This window comes from Stenotrophomonas sp. CFBP 13724 (assembly GCF_014841975.1).
GTDB classification, from domain to species: domain Bacteria; phylum Pseudomonadota; class Gammaproteobacteria; order Xanthomonadales; family Xanthomonadaceae; genus Stenotrophomonas; species Stenotrophomonas lacuserhaii.
The window spans coordinates 2,024,570-2,041,124 of sequence record NZ_JACYUW010000001.1; the positions used below are offsets into that span (position 1 = coordinate 2,024,570).

Annotated in this window: 14 protein-coding genes; 3 read left to right on the forward strand and 11 right to left on the reverse strand. The window is 65.8% G+C overall.

Going from position 1 to position 16,555, the window contains the following annotated elements:
* Window positions 1-3 precede the first annotated feature (3 nt).
* The 9 genes from IFT63_RS09025 to grxD form a co-directional block, all read right to left on the reverse strand.
* Window positions 4-3,870, reverse strand: a complete 3,867-nt coding sequence (locus tag IFT63_RS09025) for a PilC/PilY family type IV pilus protein (RefSeq protein WP_192083876.1) — start codon at window positions 3,868-3,870, stop codon at window positions 4-6.
* Window positions 3,871-3,880: 10 nt separating this feature from the next.
* Window positions 3,881-4,390 (reverse strand): PilX N-terminal domain-containing pilus assembly protein, encoded by a 510-nt coding sequence (locus IFT63_RS09030; protein WP_192083877.1) that lies wholly within the window; start codon window positions 4,388-4,390, stop codon window positions 3,881-3,883.
* Window positions 4,391-4,394: 4 nt separating this feature from the next.
* Entirely contained in the window at window positions 4,395-5,501 is a 1,107-nt protein-coding gene (locus IFT63_RS09035; RefSeq protein ID WP_192084194.1) for a PilW family protein, read from the reverse strand.
* A gap of 53 nt (window positions 5,502-5,554) precedes the next feature.
* Window positions 5,555-6,031: a type IV pilus modification protein PilV gene (gene pilV, locus IFT63_RS09040; protein WP_192083878.1), complete on the reverse strand. Its 477-nt coding sequence runs from the start codon at window positions 6,029-6,031 to the stop codon at window positions 5,555-5,557.
* Window positions 6,028-6,546 carry a GspH/FimT family pseudopilin gene (locus IFT63_RS09045; RefSeq protein WP_192083879.1) on the reverse strand — a complete coding sequence of 173 codons (519 nt, stop codon included), beginning with the start codon at window positions 6,544-6,546 and terminating at the stop codon, window positions 6,028-6,030. The genes pilV and IFT63_RS09045 overlap by 4 nt, the downstream gene beginning before the upstream one ends.
* 273 nt (window positions 6,547-6,819) lie before the next feature.
* Complete coding sequence (ppnN, locus tag IFT63_RS09050; RefSeq protein ID WP_192083880.1) at window positions 6,820-8,217, reverse strand: nucleotide 5'-monophosphate nucleosidase PpnN; 1,398 nt, start codon at window positions 8,215-8,217, stop codon at window positions 6,820-6,822.
* Between the two features lie 103 nt (window positions 8,218-8,320).
* Window positions 8,321-11,545 (reverse strand): carboxypeptidase regulatory-like domain-containing protein, encoded by a 3,225-nt coding sequence (locus tag IFT63_RS09055; RefSeq protein ID WP_192083881.1) that lies wholly within the window; start codon window positions 11,543-11,545, stop codon window positions 8,321-8,323.
* Between the two features lie 242 nt (window positions 11,546-11,787).
* Complete coding sequence (locus IFT63_RS09060; protein WP_042614177.1) at window positions 11,788-12,537, reverse strand: SDR family NAD(P)-dependent oxidoreductase; 750 nt, start codon at window positions 12,535-12,537, stop codon at window positions 11,788-11,790.
* Entirely contained in the window at window positions 12,534-12,854 is a 321-nt protein-coding gene (gene grxD / locus IFT63_RS09065) for a Grx4 family monothiol glutaredoxin (RefSeq protein ID WP_042614176.1), read from the reverse strand. The genes IFT63_RS09060 and grxD overlap by 4 nt, the downstream gene beginning before the upstream one ends.
* 121 nt (window positions 12,855-12,975) lie before the next feature.
* Between grxD and IFT63_RS09070 the strand changes: the two genes are divergently transcribed.
* Entirely contained in the window at window positions 12,976-13,557 is a 582-nt protein-coding gene (locus IFT63_RS09070; protein ID WP_042614175.1) for a superoxide dismutase, read from the forward strand.
* A 117-nt stretch (window positions 13,558-13,674) separates the two neighbouring features.
* On the opposite strand, the gene IFT63_RS09075 is transcribed toward IFT63_RS09070, so the two are convergent.
* On the reverse strand, window positions 13,675-14,823 hold the full coding sequence (locus tag IFT63_RS09075) for a 5-(carboxyamino)imidazole ribonucleotide synthase (RefSeq protein WP_192083882.1): 1,149 nt from the start codon (window positions 14,821-14,823) through the stop codon (window positions 13,675-13,677).
* Window positions 14,820-15,323 carry a 5-(carboxyamino)imidazole ribonucleotide mutase gene (gene purE / locus IFT63_RS09080; RefSeq protein WP_101100023.1) on the reverse strand — a complete coding sequence of 168 codons (504 nt, stop codon included), beginning with the start codon at window positions 15,321-15,323 and terminating at the stop codon, window positions 14,820-14,822. Before purE ends, IFT63_RS09075 begins: the two co-directional genes overlap by 4 nt.
* A gap of 58 nt (window positions 15,324-15,381) precedes the next feature.
* Here purE and IFT63_RS09085 point away from each other — a divergent pair, with 58 nt between their 5' ends.
* The gene (locus IFT63_RS09085; protein ID WP_042614172.1) at window positions 15,382-15,651 is read left to right on the forward strand and encodes a Trm112 family protein; all 270 of its coding nucleotides are present in this window, start codon (window positions 15,382-15,384) and stop codon (window positions 15,649-15,651) included.
* Complete coding sequence (nadC, locus tag IFT63_RS09090; RefSeq protein ID WP_192083883.1) at window positions 15,648-16,514, forward strand: carboxylating nicotinate-nucleotide diphosphorylase; 867 nt, start codon at window positions 15,648-15,650, stop codon at window positions 16,512-16,514. The genes IFT63_RS09085 and nadC overlap by 4 nt, the downstream gene beginning before the upstream one ends.
* Window positions 16,515-16,555 lie beyond the last annotated feature (41 nt).

A 16,555-nucleotide genomic window follows, 5' to 3' on the forward strand; every position in this document is an offset into this window, starting at 1 on the left:
CCATTACTGGATCTGGCGCCAGGACTGGCGACCGCAGGGATACGGAACATACATCGGCGGAGCGCCCGCTACGTTGACCACCATCCAGCAGCCCGAGCCCCCGGGCGGGGTCGGCGCGGGCGCCCCGCCACCGGGGTTGGCCGGCGGCTGCAGGCGAGGCACGACCGAGACGCCGACATCCTTGACCGGCGCGTTGCCGCCGGTCGCCAGCGCCATGCTGGCCGTGCCGGCCACGGCCGTGGCGCCATTGATCGAACCCATGCGCACGCCGGACAGGGCGCCGCCACCGGTGCGCGGATTGATCCCGAACAGGTTGTTGTTGCCACCGGAACTGCAGCCGCTGGTGAGCGACTCCGGCGCGTAGGTGGGAATGAACAGGATTCCTGAGGCAAGTTCAGGGTAGCCCACCGCGCGCTCCCCGGCCGGCAGGTCGATGTACCAGCCCCTGGAACCGGTCGGGCTGGTGCCCCTGGAGACCGATCGCCCGCCAGCGCTGGCGGTGACCGTGTACGGCGTCAGGGCGGTGCGCAACAGCGCGGCCGTGCTGACCCCGTCGGTCGTATCGTTGAACCCGTAGAGGCTCTGGATCTGCGTGGACGAGATCGGCAGGGTGTCGTCGTCGAACGAGAAGCTGCCGGTTCCGAACATCACCAGCACGCCGCCACTTTCGCCGGCCGACGCCTGCAGGCCACCGGTGATCGGCTGCCGGTAGGTCAGGCCGTTCTGCACGAAGGTGCCGGTGGTGAACGAGGGAACGGTCACGGAGGTGGCCGTGGACAGCAGGTCGAACTTCCACACCGCGCCCTTCAGGTCGGCGGCGTACACCGTATCGGCGTAGCCGTCGCGCACCTTGACCGGACGCCGCGTCGTCGCATCGATGTTGGAGCTGTCCACGCGGTCCAGCACGACGATGTTGCCCAGTCCGTTGCTGCCAGAGATGGTCGAACCGGCCTCGGTCGCTTCGATCATGCGGATGGTCGGCGAGGCGTTGGCGGCGATGTCCACCACGAACAGCACGGCCTTGCCACTGGCGCTGGAATAGCCGTTGCCGAAGATCGCCTTCCAGCCCACGGTGCCGTCCAGGCTGCGCACCGGCACGATGACCGGCTTGCCGAGCACGTGACCGATGTTGGCCTTGACCGTATCGGTGCCGGTGAGGTCGTTGATCTCCCACAAGCGACTGGTCGCACTGAAGGTGCCCGGACTGCTGACATCCAGGGCGAAGACGCCGCGACCACCTGCACCGGTGGTGCCGACCAGGGTCGTGTTCCAGTTGCCGCCGTAGTAGGTGTCACCCACGGCGACCGGACCATCGACGAAATAACGGTGGGCGAACTGCTGCGCGTTGAGCTTCGCCGGATCGTAGGGAAGCAGCAGGTTGCCCATGTGGGCATAGGACGTTGCCGGGATGTAGCCGAAGGTCTCACGGCCGCCGTTGCCATTGACGGCGCCGGTGCCGTCCATGCCGCCGTCGAAGGCATGCAGCATGCCATCGTTGCTACCGGCGTAGACCATGTAGCGCCGGGTAGTGCGCTTGGTGTTGAGGTAGGCGGTGTAGCTGGTGTTGAACGCACCGCCCAGCGCGCGATAGCCGAAATCATCGGTCGGTGCGCTGATCACCGGCGGCGAGTTGACGATGTCACCCAGCGGCGTGGTGCGGTCACGCAGCTTGCCGTTGCGGCGCACCTCGTTGGCGCTGTCGCCCAGCAGATAGTTGGCGGCGATGGCCGGGGTGACCCCCATGCCGGTCAAACCAGCCGTCGTGCAGCGCGTCTGACCCGGGTACAGTGCCGTCGACAGGCTGCACAGCCCGGCCACGCTGACCGTGGTCGGACCGAACTTGCGTACGCTGGAGCCATCGTTGAAGAACACATTGCGCGCGGCCGCAGCCGGCATCTGCGCGCTCGCCTCCCACAGCGTGTTGAACTGCGCCTCGCGCGTGATCGGGTTGACCGTGACCCGCGCGGCGGTGATGCGGCTGAACCAGTCGGTGCCGTTGTTCTGTACGTCGTACATCGGCGAGACCGTCAAGGAACCGGTACCGATGCGGGCGCCGCTGACCGCCAGCGTGCCGGACGGCGACGGACCCGCGCCCACCGCCTGCAGCACCCGGCGCATGGCCTCGGTCACGTCCGAGGGCGTTTTGGCATTGATGAACTCACCGCGCGAGTTGATCGCGGCGTGCCACAGCTCATCGATCACGCGGCCATCATCACCCTTGATCGGATCGCCGTTGGCATTCCAGTTCGGCGGATTGGTGTACGGGTCCTCGGTGGCGGGCTGGTTGACCTCGTAGATCAGGCCCTGCGCGCCCAGCGTCACGCCGTAGAAATTCATGTGGAGATCGGGCTGGCAGTCCAGGCGCTTGTACGCGGCGGAGGACGTATTGAGCGTGGCGCACTCCTCCGGCACCGGCACCAGGCCGGCGGGGAAACTGCCGCCGGAACGCAGCGGCGTGTTCGAGCCCGCGTAGTACGAGGCTGCGATATCGGCGATCGTGTTGCTGTAGTTGTCCGGGAACGGCGCGCCGGACAGATACGTGCCGCCGACCGAATCCGCGTTGCCGTAGCCACCGGCGGTGTTGTCGATGTTGGTGTAGCCGTCGGTGAACAACATGCCGCCGTTCCTCTGGCAGGCGCGGATCACCGGGGCACCATCATCGGTGCGCCGGAACTGTTGACCCAGGAAGGCCGCGGCCTGCCGGTTGGGCGTACCGCCGGCGGGCTTCAGGCCGTAGATCTGGTTGAACAGGTTGACGCGCGCGGTGGCCACATCGTGCATGGTCACGTTGACGCGGTTGTTGATGGTGAAATAGCCGACCCGCATGTTCTCCACGCCGGCCATCGCGTGCGAGGACGAGCCGACCATCGACAGGATGCGGTTGCGGTGGTACTGGAACCAGTTGGCGAAATTGGTCTGCGCGGCGTTCAGCGCCGCCGTGTTGGCGCCGTAGTTCGCCGGCAGTATCTGGTAACGGCGCATGTTGCAGCCGGGCCCGCAGGCATTGGCGATGATCGGACGGTTGGCGTCGGCCGTCAGGTAGCCTGCCGGCGCCGGCGCATTCACCGGCAGGTAGAACGTGGCAGGCACATAGCCGATCTGCACGGTGCAGTTGGCGGTCACGGTGACCGCGCTGCCCAGCGTGACCCAGTTGTTGCTGCTGGTCGGAAGCCCGTTGTTGTTGGTGCTGTTGCAGCTGCGTCCATTGGAGCGGTACCGCGTTCCCGACGGAATCGTCATCCCGGTCATGAACTGGAACAGCTCGCCATTGACCTCGCGACCGGCCAGGTCGTAGAGGGTGTTGTAACCGGTGCTGAAGTCATTCCCGTAGACCGCCGGGTTACGAGGATCCACGCGCGCGCTGCCGAACGATGCGTTGGGCCAGAGAATGACGTCGTCGGCGGTCTTCTGCGGCAGGCTCCACGGATCGTAGACCACGTCCGGGTTGTAGTAGCTCGCATTGTAGGTAGGCGAGCGGGCGAAGCCGAAGGCATCGATGGGCGGGATGGCCCGACCCGGGGTGTATGAGGTGTTGAACGAGGCGTGCGGGAACAGGTAGAGATAGCAGTCGACCGAATTGTTCGCGCAGCCCTCACCTACGTCGTAGAACACCCCGGCCGAGCGGAAGAAGCTGCTGCCGTTCCACTGCATGCGTCCATCGCCGCCCTGGAAGATGCGCTCGAAGGTCATCGAGTTAGAGTCATCGACCGCCATGATGAAAGCCGGCTGGATCGAGGTGGTGTTGTTCAGCGGTGCCTGGGCCAGCGCCCCCTGCCCTTGCGCGGCGAACAGGCTGTAGGCGAAATACCCGCCCACGCCAAGCAGGACAGCGGCGGACGCAGCAACGATCCGGGAAGTGCGACGGGACATGCCTGCGGCCTCAGAGCTTGAAAACGGTGTCGACCGACGCCGTGGACGAAGAATCCGTCGCGGTATCGGTGGCGAAGGTGGTGATCTGGTACACCGGGGTCACCGGGTCGAGCGGGTCGCCCATGGCCAACGACCCGCCACCGATGATGCAGGCATCGATACGGCGCACATTGACGGCCTGCGCGGTGTTCAAGGGACGCCCACGCCCCCAGCCGACAGGATCGAAGGCGACATCGCAGTTCTGCTGGATGTCGGTGTCCACCAGCGGTGCATTGTTGGGCGCGGCGGTCCGGTTGGCGATCGCTTCCAGCGCGTTCTCGCTGCGTCGGGTGACACCTTCGGCATTCTGGAAGGCGACGTTGGTGGCGCGGTAATTGGCCGCCATTTTTTCCTGCATGCCGGCAACCTGCATGCCGGCGATGCCGATCAGCGCCAGCAGGATGAGCATGATCAGCGCCACGTAGAGCACGGCACCGCGCTGGTGGCGGGGCATGGGACGCAGGCGGACAGAAGCGTTCATGGCATCAATTCCCGAACAGTCGGTTGCGCAGCGCGATGGTGGATTCGTAGGTGGTGCGGTAGCGACCGTCACGGGTGCTTCCCGGCGCGAAGCCGACGCCCAGCGCACGCGGGTAGTTGACCGCGTCCGTCGGTGCTTCGGCCTGCGAACGCGCCGGACTGCGGGCCAGCACGCCCACCTGGACCTGGCCGACGCGACGCCACTGTGCGGCGCCGGTGGCGTTGGCATCGCTGGTGACGCCGCTGGCCACCGCCTGCATGGTGATGTTGCCGGCCGGCGGCGCGGTGGCGCTCATCACCGTGGTGCTGTCGAGGCCGAACAGCAGCTGCAGGCTTTCGATGCCTTCGACAAGCTCTTCCCTCACGTCATAGCTGTTGTTGCCCGTTGAGCGTGCGCGCATCAAGGCAGGCTCACCCGACACTGAAGTGCCCACGTAATAGACCACCGATTCGGCGCGGTAGATCATGGTCTGGCCGGTGGGCTGTACGGTGAAGCGGTTGAGGTTGGTCGCAGGCGCGTTCACGCTGCCGGCTGCGTAGGTGCCCCGGAATACGTTGGCATGGCTGCAGTCCGCTACGCCGAACAGGGCGGGCGTGCCTACGCCGCCTTCGGTCAGCCGCGTGCCAGCGCTGGCATTGAAGCCGACTACGCTGTCGGTAGCGGCGGTCAGCGCGGTGACCGGCACCCCTTCGGCGGCAAGATAGCGCAGCACCAGGATGTCGCTGCCACCACGTGGATTCAGCGCGGAGATCGCGGCCGGCAGCCCGGCCGCCCCCGCCCAGGTGTCGCCCAGCGTCAGCTGGCCGCCCGGCGCGGTGCTTGGGGCCTCATAGCCTTGGATGCTGACACTGAAATCCAGCGGATGGCCAGAGCCGGTAGCAGGCCCGGTGGTGATCACCGGGTCGCCCTCGCCTTTCACGAAATGGGCCTGGTCGTTCACGCAGCCGAAGTGACCGGCCATGCGGATGTCACGCTGCAGGAACTCGATCGCGAAACGACCGTTTTCCTGCGCGCGCGCATTGCCTTCGGCCAACCGCGACGCAGCGCGCGAGGCGGCGAAGATCTGGATCACGCCCAGCATCAGCACCAGGCCGATGACCATCGCGATCATCAGTTCGATCAGCGACAGGCCGGCTTGGCGACGCGCGGCAGAGCGTGCGCGCCTCACAGCTGCGACACCAGGGTGAAGGTAGTCCGCCCGTCAGGGTTGGCGGGGTCCCAGCGCTGGTCGCCCCAGGCAATGCCCACGGTGACCTGGCCATTGGCGTTGACCACCGTGGCACTGGCGCCTTCGCCGAGGGCCTGCACCACCTGGCACTGCCAGCGGGTGATGTTGTTGTTCAGCGTAACCGCCGCGCCCAGGGTGCGCGTGCAGCTGGACGCCTGGACGGTGCCGGCGGCGAAGGCGGCATTGGTATACCAGCCGGCCTGGTAGCGGTTGCTGCGCATCTGGTCGAGCAGGTCATAGGCCAGGTTGGTGGCCTGGGTGCGGTAGTTCGAACTCTGCACGAAACGCACGCTCATGGTCTGCAGCATGGCGAAGCCGAGCAGGCCGAAAGCGAGGATCAGCACCGCCACCAGAACCTCGATCATGCTGAAGCCACGCTGGGCGCGTGCGAACGATGGAAGACGACGGCTCATTGGCAGGCCCCCTTGGTGGAATTGATCTGGCCGGCGGCGTTGATGTCCAGCTGGCGGCGAAGCGCTTCGCCTCCGCACGACGTCGGCTGCAGGGTCAGCGACTGGGCGGCGGCGGCACGACGGCGGCCGCGGTTGTCGAAGGCGATCACGGCGGTGCTGGGCCCGCCGCTGGTCAGCGAGTCGGTCTTGACCGGGATGTAGCGCAGGATGGTTTCACCGGCCTGGTAGGTGCCGTCGCCGTTCACATCGGCCCAGGCCAGCATGCCGCGCGACCAGTTGTTGTCGCACGAGGTTCCGGTGGCGCTGCCGCATACGCCGCCGCCGCGCTTGTTGCGCACCGCCTCACTGCGCGCCAGCGACAACAGGGCGGTCATCTCGTTGCCGGTGGCCGCGACGCGGTTGGAACGGATGGTGCTCTGGAAGCTCGGGAACGCGATGGTCGACAGGATCGCCAGCACGGCGACGGTGACCATCAGTTCCAGCAGCGTGAAGCCCTTGGACAGGCGTAAAGACATGGGACGCTCCCCAGCGTGATGTCGGCACGATGAGGCAGGCCGCCGCCCCCCGCAAGGGGGTGCAGGACGAACGGTCATTCGGGGGCGACAAGCGTCAAAAGATCGGCGCCCCAAGGGCAACAGCGTGACGACCAACGGTCGTCACCCACCAGATCAACGCTGACGGCCAGCGGCCGTCACTACCGGGATCCACGGTAGCGCCGAGCCATGCTCGGCGAGCGCAGCGGCAAGAGCTGACGGCCAGCGGCCGTCACTACCCTGCCCGGCCGCCAGTCAGGCCAGCACCTGGTAGCACGGCTTGTACTCGCCGGAGATCTTCATCCGGCGCTGGTCGACGAAGGCGCGCAGCAGCGCGTCCAGCGCCTGCATCATGTCGGCGTCGCCATGGATCTGGAACGGACCGAACTCCTCGATCCGGCGCATGCCGTCTTCCTTCACGTTACCAGCCACGATGCCGGAGAACGCGCGGCGCAGGTCGGCCGCCAGCGCGTGCGGGGCACGGCCGTGGTGCAGGTCCAGGCCCGCCATCGCCTCATGCGTGGGCTCGAACGGCTGCTGGTACTCCCACGGGATGTCGATGGACCAGTTGAAGAAGAACGAATCCTTCTGCGCCAGGCGGTGCTCGCGCACCTGCTTGATGCCGGCCGACATCTTGCGCGCCACGGCCGACGGGTCGCCGATGATGATCTGGTAGCGCTCGGCAGCCGCATCGCCCAGGGTCAGGCGGATGAAGCGGTCGATCTGCTCGAAGTACGGCGCGGCCACGGTCGGGCCGGTCAGGATCAGCGGGAACGGCAGGTCCTTGTTCTCTTCGCGCAGCAGGATGCCCAGCAGGTACAGGATCTCTTCTGCCGTGCCCACGCCACCGGCGAACACGATGATGCCGTGGCCGATGCGCACGAACGCTTCAAGCCGCTTTTCGATGTCCGGCATGATCACCAGGTGGTTGACGATCGGGTTCGGCGACTCGGCCGCGATGATGCCCGGCTCGGTCAGGCCGATGTAGCGCGTCACCGTCCGGCGCTGCTTGGCGTGGGCGATGGTGGCGCCCTTCATCGGGCCCTTCATCGCACCCGGGCCGCAGCCGGTGCAGATGTCCAGCCCGCGCAGGCCCAGCTCGTAGCCGACCTGCTTGGTGTACAGGTATTCGTCACGGCCGATCGAATGGCCGCCCCAGCAGACCACCAGGTTCGGGTCACCCGGATTGAGGATGCGCGCATTGCGCAGCAGCCCGAACACCGCATTGGTGATGCCGTCCGAAGACTCCAGTTCGGCCGCGTAGGCCGGGCCCATTTCGATGGCCATGTAGGCCAGGTCGCGGACCACCGCGAACAGCAGCTCAGCCACGCCACGGATGATTTCGCCATCAACGAAGGCCATCGCCGGCGCGTTGGCCAGGTCGATGCGCACGCCGCGGTCCTGCTGGGCGACCTGGATGTCGAAATCCGGGTACAGGTCACGTGCCGCGCGCGGATCGTCCGAGGCGCTGCCACTGGTCAGCACCGCCAGCGCGCAGCGGCGCAGCAGTTCGTGCATGCCGCCACCGGAGGCATCGCGCAGGCGCGCGACTTCCGCCCGGGACAGCACATCCAGCCCACCGCGCGGGTAGATCCGCGCGTCCTGCACCGGCAGCGTACGTGCCGGCTTTTCAATCGTCGTGGTCATGTCCAACGTTTCGCTTCCTCAAGGTGTCCGACTGTAGCGCTGCCCCCATGAAAAAGAAAACGGCCGGGTTTCCCCGGCCGCCTTTTTTACGCTTTCAGTTCCGGGAAGATCAGAACTTGTACTTCAGGGTGACCTGCATCGACCAACGCGACACAGCCGTGTTGCCCTTGTCGTTGTTGTTTTCCTGGACCTGCGGGTTGTCCGTGGAGCCGTTGAAATTGTAGACATACTTGCCGGTTGCCGGATCAATACCCGCGTAGTTTGCGATGCGACGGGTAGAGAAGAAGCCGTAGTCGTCGATCAGACCCCACTTCTTGTTGAGCAGGTTACCCACGTTCATGATGTCAAGCGCGATCTCGCCCTTGTGACCGTCCATGAAGCCCGGGAACTCCTGGCTGATGCGCACGTCGAAGCTGTTGACCCACTTCGCGCGATGCTGGTTGGCCGGCACGACCTGGCCTGCATAGCCAGCAAGGTCGGAGTTGCCTTCCAGCCACGTGAAGAACGCGTCTTCCATCGCCGCGCCGCCGGTGAACAGAACGTCACCACGGCCCGCCGGCACATAGAACAGGTCGTTGGTCGTGGCGCTGTCGCCGTTCACGTCATTGTAGAAGATGTAGCTGTACGGGCGGCCCGAGCGGCCTTCGTAGAACATGCCGATGCGAGTGGCGTTGTCACCGAAGAAGTTGTGCTTCCACTCCAGCGATCCGGTCACACGATCCTTGATGGCATAGCGCGAGTTGTAATCAACGTTCTCATTGGCGTTGAAGATCATCGCGTTGTTCCAGTTCGAGGTGTTCTGCGAGCTGGTCAGCGGATTGACTTCAGTGGCCTTGGTGTAGGTGTAACCCAGCGACCAGCCGAAGTTTTCGGTCAGCGGCTTGGCGAGCGAGAAGGTCGCCTGTGCACCGTGGCCCTTGTCGGTGTTCTTCATCAGCAGCACATCGCCGATGTCGTTCGGACGGTTGGCACGGTTGCCTGCGTTGTTGGTACCTGCCTCGATGCCGAAACGACCCGCGTTGGCCGGGTTGCGACCTGCAGCATTCCAGTAGATTGCGCGGCCGTCCGGGCCGACTGCCGTGGGGGCGCCCAGGTCCAGACGTTCGAAGTAGATGCCGTCCTTGACCTTGGTGAAGAGCACCTCGGCCGAGGCCACGACGCCGTACCACGGCAGCTCGTGATCAAAGGCCAGGTTGGCCTTGTACACCGAAGGCAGACGCACGCCGTCATCGATCAGATCCACGTTCTGACGCGCAGCGGTCGGGCCGCCGGCCGGAATGTACGGATTGTTGATGTCCGGGGTAAAGACGCCGGTCTGCGGATTGGCCGTGGTGCTGCGCTGGTCGTACTCGATGTAGTTCAGACCGGTGTTCTGGTAAGCGCCTGCCAGCCACACGTTCGGGGCAGCGCCACCAAACAGGCCAACGCCACCGCGCAGCTGGGTGGGACGATCACTGTCGAAGGTGTAATTGAAACCAACGCGCGGCTGCACGAGCGCCTTGTCCGGCAGCTTGGTGTTGTCGTAGCCGTAGCGGTTTTCAATGTTGGCGTTGTACAGCTTCTGGTCGCTGAAGTCGGGCATGTCCACGCGGACGCCGAACATCAGCGTCAGGTTGTAGTTGACAGCCCAGCTGTCCTGCACGAACAGACCGGTATTCTTCAGGTTGAAGCTGGCCGGGATGTCGGCGCGGCTGCCATCGGGACGCGGAGCGCGCAACTGGTAACGGCTCGGAGTCCCGGCGAGGAAGTTCTGCAGGTTCGAGAACTCGTACACACCGTTGAGGTTACGACCGTAGAAGTTCATCAGGTCGTTGTCGGAATAGTCGAAGCCGAACTTCACGGTGTGATCGCCGACGTACCAGGTACCCGCACCGAAGGCGCTCAGTTCCTTCGACTCCACGATGTTGACGTGGGAGTTCTGCTCGGTGCCCAGCAGCAGCGCACTGTTGTTGGTGCCGAAGCCGTTGATGCGGATCTGCGGCAGGTCGCTGGCGGTGGCGCGGATGGCACTGTAGTCCTTGTGCGACACCTTGAACTCGGTCGAGAAGTTCTCGGACCAGTCGCTGAACAGTTCACCCATCCAGGTTTCGTAGGTCTTCGGCTGCGAATACCAGTAGCTGCTGAGCGAGATGGTGCTGTTGGCGATGCCGGGGAAGCGCATCACATCCTGCTCCATCTTGTTGTACCGCAGCGCCGCACGGTGGTTGTCGCTGATATTCCAGTCCAGCTTTACCGCATACTCTTCGATCTCGGTCTTGCTGTCCTGCGCCGTCAGGCTGCCAGCGTCATAGCCGAGAGCGGACATGCGCTGCTGCACGGTCGCAATGTCGGCGGCGGTGATCTGGCCGGTGCCGAACGGCGTGTCACCCAGGCCGATGCCCGGTGCGCTGCGCTCGTACTTTTCATAGTTGGTGAAGAAGAACAGTTTGTCCTTGATCAGCGGACCACCGAAGGTCATGCCGTAGGTCTTCTCGTCCTTGAACCCGGCGAAATCCGTGTTATCGCCTTCCAGACGATCTCGCACCATGTCCTTGTCACGGTAAGCGTAATAGACAGTACCGTCGAAATTATTGGTACCCGACTTGGTCACGGCGTTGATTACCGCGCCCGTGCCGCCGGAGATCGTCGTGTCGTAGTTGGCCAGGTCGATGTTGATTTCCTGGATAGCGTCCATCGACACCGGCTGACGCTCGGTCGGCAGGTTGTTGGACTCCAGGCCGAACGGATCAGATGCATTGATACCGTCGATGCGGATGGCATTGAAACGGGTGTTCTGACCACCGGCGGAGATCGCGCCGTCAGCCTTGCTGACCTGCGAAATACGCGGATCCAGTCGGATGTAGTCCTGGATGTTGCGGTTGGCCGACGGCAACGCGTCCAGGCTCTCGCGATTGATGTTGGTGCCCGAGCCCATCTTGGTGGAGCTGAACACTTCCGAGCCACCGCCAACGGCGACAACCTGAACGGTGTTCAGATCGGTGGCGACCATGTCACCCGCCAGGTTGGCATTGATCGTATTGACCTGATTGAGGTTCAGGTAGACGCCACTTTCCGTCTTGGTGCCTTCGCCAGGTTTGGTGATCGTAATCGTGTACGGGCCACCCACGCGCAGGCCGCGTGCCGAATAACGGCCGGCTTCATCGGTCGTGGCACGCGAAACGGTGCCGGACTCGGTGTGGGTGATGGTGACTTCAGCGCCAGCGACAGGCGCACCGGCGGAAGAGACGACCTGGCCGCCGACACCGGCAGAGGTGCTCTGGGCAAAAGCAGGAGCGGCAGCAAGCACGGTCAAGAGGCCAAGGGTGAGCTTGGACATCCGGAGAGTGTGGTTCATCTAGGGTAGCCTCGATGGGAGTTGGCGATGGCGGATAAAAAAGCGCGTCCAGGCAGCCTTGCGGGCGGCTGCTCGGACAGTTATCTGGGGTTCCCAACCGTGAACGGCAGCTGCCGCAACGGTTAACAATAGATTAACACGGTACGATCCGAATGTGACGGTAGTGCGACAGCGGCGGCCTTATCGCAACCCAATCGTGACGATTCCTTCACTCCCCGTGAAGGTTCGGCTCACGAAACACGCTATTCAGGGCTGACGGTCTTCACGCTTCCGCGCCACGTCAAGCCCTGGGGCGACAGCAGCACGATCGCCTCGGCGGCAGCCGCCCCCGGCCCGCCGGCCGCATCATCCTGGTCCAATGACCATGCGCGGGCTCGCAGCGCGGTCCGCATCGGGGCCGGCTGCAGCCCTGCAATGCGTACCGGTCCCTGCTTCAACTCGTCGTGCAGGCTGGCCAGCAGCCCGCGCAGCCCATGCTGGGCCACGCCGTAGCCGCCCCAATAGGCGGCCCCCACCCGTGCCGGGTCGTCCAGGCAGAACACCACCGCCGCATCCTGCCGCTGCTTCAACAGCGGCAGGCAGGCCTGTACCAGCAAAGCGGGCGCGGTCAGCGTGACATGCAGGGAGCGGGCAAACGCAGCCGGTTCGGCCAGCTCGAACGGGGTCAAACCCGGGAAGTCCGCAGCGCAGACGAGGATGCCGTCCAAGCGGCCCAGCTCGGCCTGCACGCGGCTGGCCAGTTCGGCGAAATCGTCCGGAGTGGCGCCTTCCAGGTCCAGCGGGTAGAGCAGCGGCTCCGGTCCGGCCTGTTGCACCTGGACGTAGACCCGGTCAAGCCGGCGCGGCTTGCGCCCCAGCAGGATCACCGTGGCCCCGGCGGCCGCGCAGGCCACCGCGGCGGCGCTGCCGAGCCCGCCACCGGCGCCGACCACCAGGATCACCCGGCCTTCGAGCGCGCCGGCTTCGACGTCAGGCGACGCGGCCAGGCTCATGCAACCGAGGCTTCTTCGACGATGCGCTTGAGCTCGCCGGCTTCGAACAGCTCCATCACGATGTCGCAGCCCCCGATCAGCTCACCGTGCATGAACAGCTGCGGGAACGTCGGCAGGTTGGAAAAGCGCGGCAGGTTGGCGCGGATTTCCGGTTCTTCCAGTACGTTGATGGTGCGCAGGGACACCGCCCCGGCGGCCATCAGGGCCTGAACCGCGCGGCTGGAAAAGCCACACATCGGGTATTGCGGCGTACCCTTCATGAACAGCACAAGGGGGTAACGATCAACTTCGGCCTGGATCTGCTGCATCACTGCCACAACCACACTGCCTCCCGGATGGGCGAATCCGACCGCGACGGTCGGCTAGACTTCCCACAGTAGTCGCCATTGTAAGCCGATGGAACCGACCACCGGCATCCTCCTTCCTCTCCTTCATCGCATGCCCATGGAACTTACCGACCTTCCCTACTCGCCTGGCGCCCTGCAGCCCCACCTGTCCGAAAGGTCCGTGGCGCTGCAGCATGGGCAACACCAGCGCGGCTGCGTGGATCAGGTGAATGCGCGGATCGTGGGCACCGAATGGGAGGATGCGCCGCTGGAGCGGATCGTGCGCGAAAGCCAGGGCGCGCTGTTCGAAGCGGCCGCCCAGGCCTGGAACCTGCAGTTCCAATGGCAGAGCCTGCGGCCGCGCGGTGGCGGGGATCCAGCGGGGCGCTTGGCTGATCAGGTGAAGCGTTGCTTCGGTGACACCGCCAGCCTGCGCAAGGCGTTCAATGACGCCGCGCTGGGCCTGTTCGGTGCGGGCTGGGCGTGGCTGGTGCTGCATCCGGACGGCAGCTTGGCCGTGGTGGTGACGCGCAATGCCGCCACCCCGTTGACCAGCCACAGCGTGCCGCTGCTGGCCTGCAACCTGTGGGAACACGCGTATTACCTGGATTACCAGAACGACCGTGCGCGCTATCTGGACGCTTGGTGGAAGGCGGTCAACTGGGAATTCGCCGCAGAGCAGATGCCGGGATGAGGGGTAGCCCCGAAGGCAGCGGCATGCCGTGACGGCCGCTGGCCGTCACCCACCGTTGAATGACGGCCAGCGGCCGTCACTACCCATCCAATGACGGCCAGCGGCCGTCACTACCGGTCAGGCGCGCAGGGCCTGCACGGCCGGGGCCACCTGAGCCTGTCGACCCAGCGCTTCGCCTACCCGCTCCAATGCCGACGCGAGCGCGGATGCGTCGTCGTCGCGCAGGGTGGCATGGCCGACCTTGCGACCATCACGCGGTTGCTTGCCATAGTCATGCCAATGGCCGCTGGACTGCGTCAGCACCGGCGCCGCATCCGGCATCGCACCGATCCAGTTGAGCATGCAGGCATGCCCCAGCATGCGCGTATCGCCCAGCGGCAGGCCCAGCACCGCCCGCAGGTGGTTTTCGAACTGCGAAGTTTCGCTGCCTTCGATGGTCCAGTGGCCCGAGTTGTGCACGCGCGGCGCCATCTCGTTGGCCAGCAGTTCCCCATCGCGGCAGAACAGCTCCAACGCGAACACGCCCACGTACTGCAGGTGTTCGGCCAGGGTCCGGGCATAGCCTATCGCCGCCTGCTGCTCGGCATCGGACAACCGGGCCGGCGCGACGCTGGCCGACAGCACGCCATCGACATGCCAGTTGCCGGTGACCGGATACGCCTGGAAGCTGCCATCGCGGCCGCGCACGGCCACCACGCTGACTTCGCGCTGGAAAGCGACGAAGCCTTCCAGGATCAGGCCGGTCTTGTCGACCTGCGCGCCCAGCGCGTCCCATGCCGCATCGATGTCGGCCTCGCTGCGCAGCCGGAACTGTCCCTTGCCGTCATAACCCAGTCGGCGGGTTTTGAGAATGCACGGCAAGCCGAACGCGGCGACTTTTTCGGCCAGCTGGTCGCGGCTGGCGATGTCGGCGAACGGCGGCAGCGGAATGCCCAGCTGCTGGAACAGCGTCTTCTCGCTCAGCCGATCCTGTGCCACGGCCAGTGCCGACGGCGGCGGATACACCGGCACCTGGTCGGCCAGCCACTGCGCGCTGTCTGCCGGCACGTTCTCGAAATCGAAGGTGACCACGTCCACCTTGGCGGCAAACGCGGCCAAGGCCTGGCGGTCATCGAAAGCGGCCACGGTCAGCAGCGCCAGCGGTCCGCCACAGGCATCGGCGGCCGGATCGAACAGTTCGAAGCGCAGGCCCATCGGCGCACCGGCCAGGACCATCATGCGGGCCAGCTGGCCGCCGCCCAGGATGCCAACGGTCTTCGTGCTCATTGACGCGGATCGTCGTGGGCCATGACCTCTTCGGTCTGGCGTGCGCGGAAGGTCTCCAGCGCCGTGCCGATGGCCGGCTGGTCACTGGCCAGCATCGCCGCGGCGAACAGCGCCGCGTTGGAGGCACCGGCATTGCCGATGGCGAAGGTGGCGACCGGGATGCCGGCCGGCATCTGCACGATGGACAACAGCGAATCCATGCCGTTCAGCGCCTTGGACTGCACCGGCACGCCCAGTACCGGCACGGCGGTCTTGGCGGCGATCATGCCCGGCAGGTGCGCGGCGCCACCGGCGCCGGCGATGATCGCGCGCAGGCCGCGCGGACCGGCCTGTTCGGCGTAGTCGAACAACACGTCCGGGGTGCGGTGGGCCGAGACCACCTTCACTTCGAACGGAACACCCAGCGCTTCAAGCTTCTGGGCGGCGTGCTGCATGGTCTCCCAGTCGGAGCGGGATCCCATGACGATGCCGACGAGCGGCGCGGATTGGTTGGGGGTCATTGGCCGTCACCTGCCTTAAAGACGTATTCTAGCCGTCTTCCACGCAAGACGAAGAACCATGGATCGCAAGCTGCTTGACCTGCTGGTATCGCCCGACACCCGCCAGCCCCTGTCCCTGCTGGATGCCAAGGGCCTGGAAGCCCTCAACCGCGCCATCGGTGCCGGTACCGTCAACAAGGCCGACGGCAATCCGCTCGCCCAGCCGTTGCGCCAGGCACTGGTGACCCGCGACCGCAAGCAGGTGTTCCGCCTGGACGACGGCATCCCGGTGCTGCTGGCCGAAGAAGCCATCGCCACCGCGCAGATCGCGGATTTCCCTTCCGCATGAGCACGGCCGCCGCGGGCGCGTTGATCGCGCCGGATCCGGCGCAGGTCGCCGCCGACGTGGCGCGTGCGCTGGCCGAAGATATCGGCAGCGGGGATGTCACCGCCGCGCTGCTTCCCGACCATGCCGACAGCGCCTACCTGCTGTGCAAGCAGGACGCGGTGATCGCCGGACGCCCCTGGTTCGATGCCACCCATCGGGCCCTGGATCCGCAGGTGCGCATCGACTGGCAGGTCAGCGAAGGCCAGGCCGTGACCTCCGGCACCGTGCTGGCGCTGCTGCACGGGCGCAACCGCTCGCTGGTCAGCGCCGAGCGCACCTCGCTGAATTTCCTGCAGACGCTGTCCGGCACCGCGACGATCACCGCGCGCCATGTCGCGGCGGTAGCCGGCACCGGCACCCGCATCCTGGACACGCGCAAGACCCTGCCCGGCCTGCGCCTGGCGCAGAAGTACGCGGTGCGCTGTGGCGGCGGCGACAACCACCGCATCGGCCTGTACGACACGGTGATGCTGAAGGAAAACCACATCCGCGCCGCTGGCTCGTTGCCGGCCGCGGTGGATGCGGCGCGCACGATGTGGCCGCAGCTGCCGCTGGTGGTGGAAGTGGAAGACCTGGACCAGCTGCAACAGGCGCTGCTGTGCGGCTGTGATCGCATCCTGCTGGATGACTTCCCGGCCACGCTGCGCCGCGAAGCCGTACGCATCACCGCCGGACGCATTCCGCTGGAAGTCTCCGGCAGCGTCGGCCTGGAAGGCCTGCGCGCGATTGCCGAAGATGGCGTGGACTGTATTTCCATCGGCGGCCTGACCAAGCACGTGCAGGCCATCGACCTGTCGCTGAAGCTGGGCCCGCCGCCGGGCTGAGGGGAGCGTGCCGACCAAGGTCGGCACTACGTCAGCGGCAG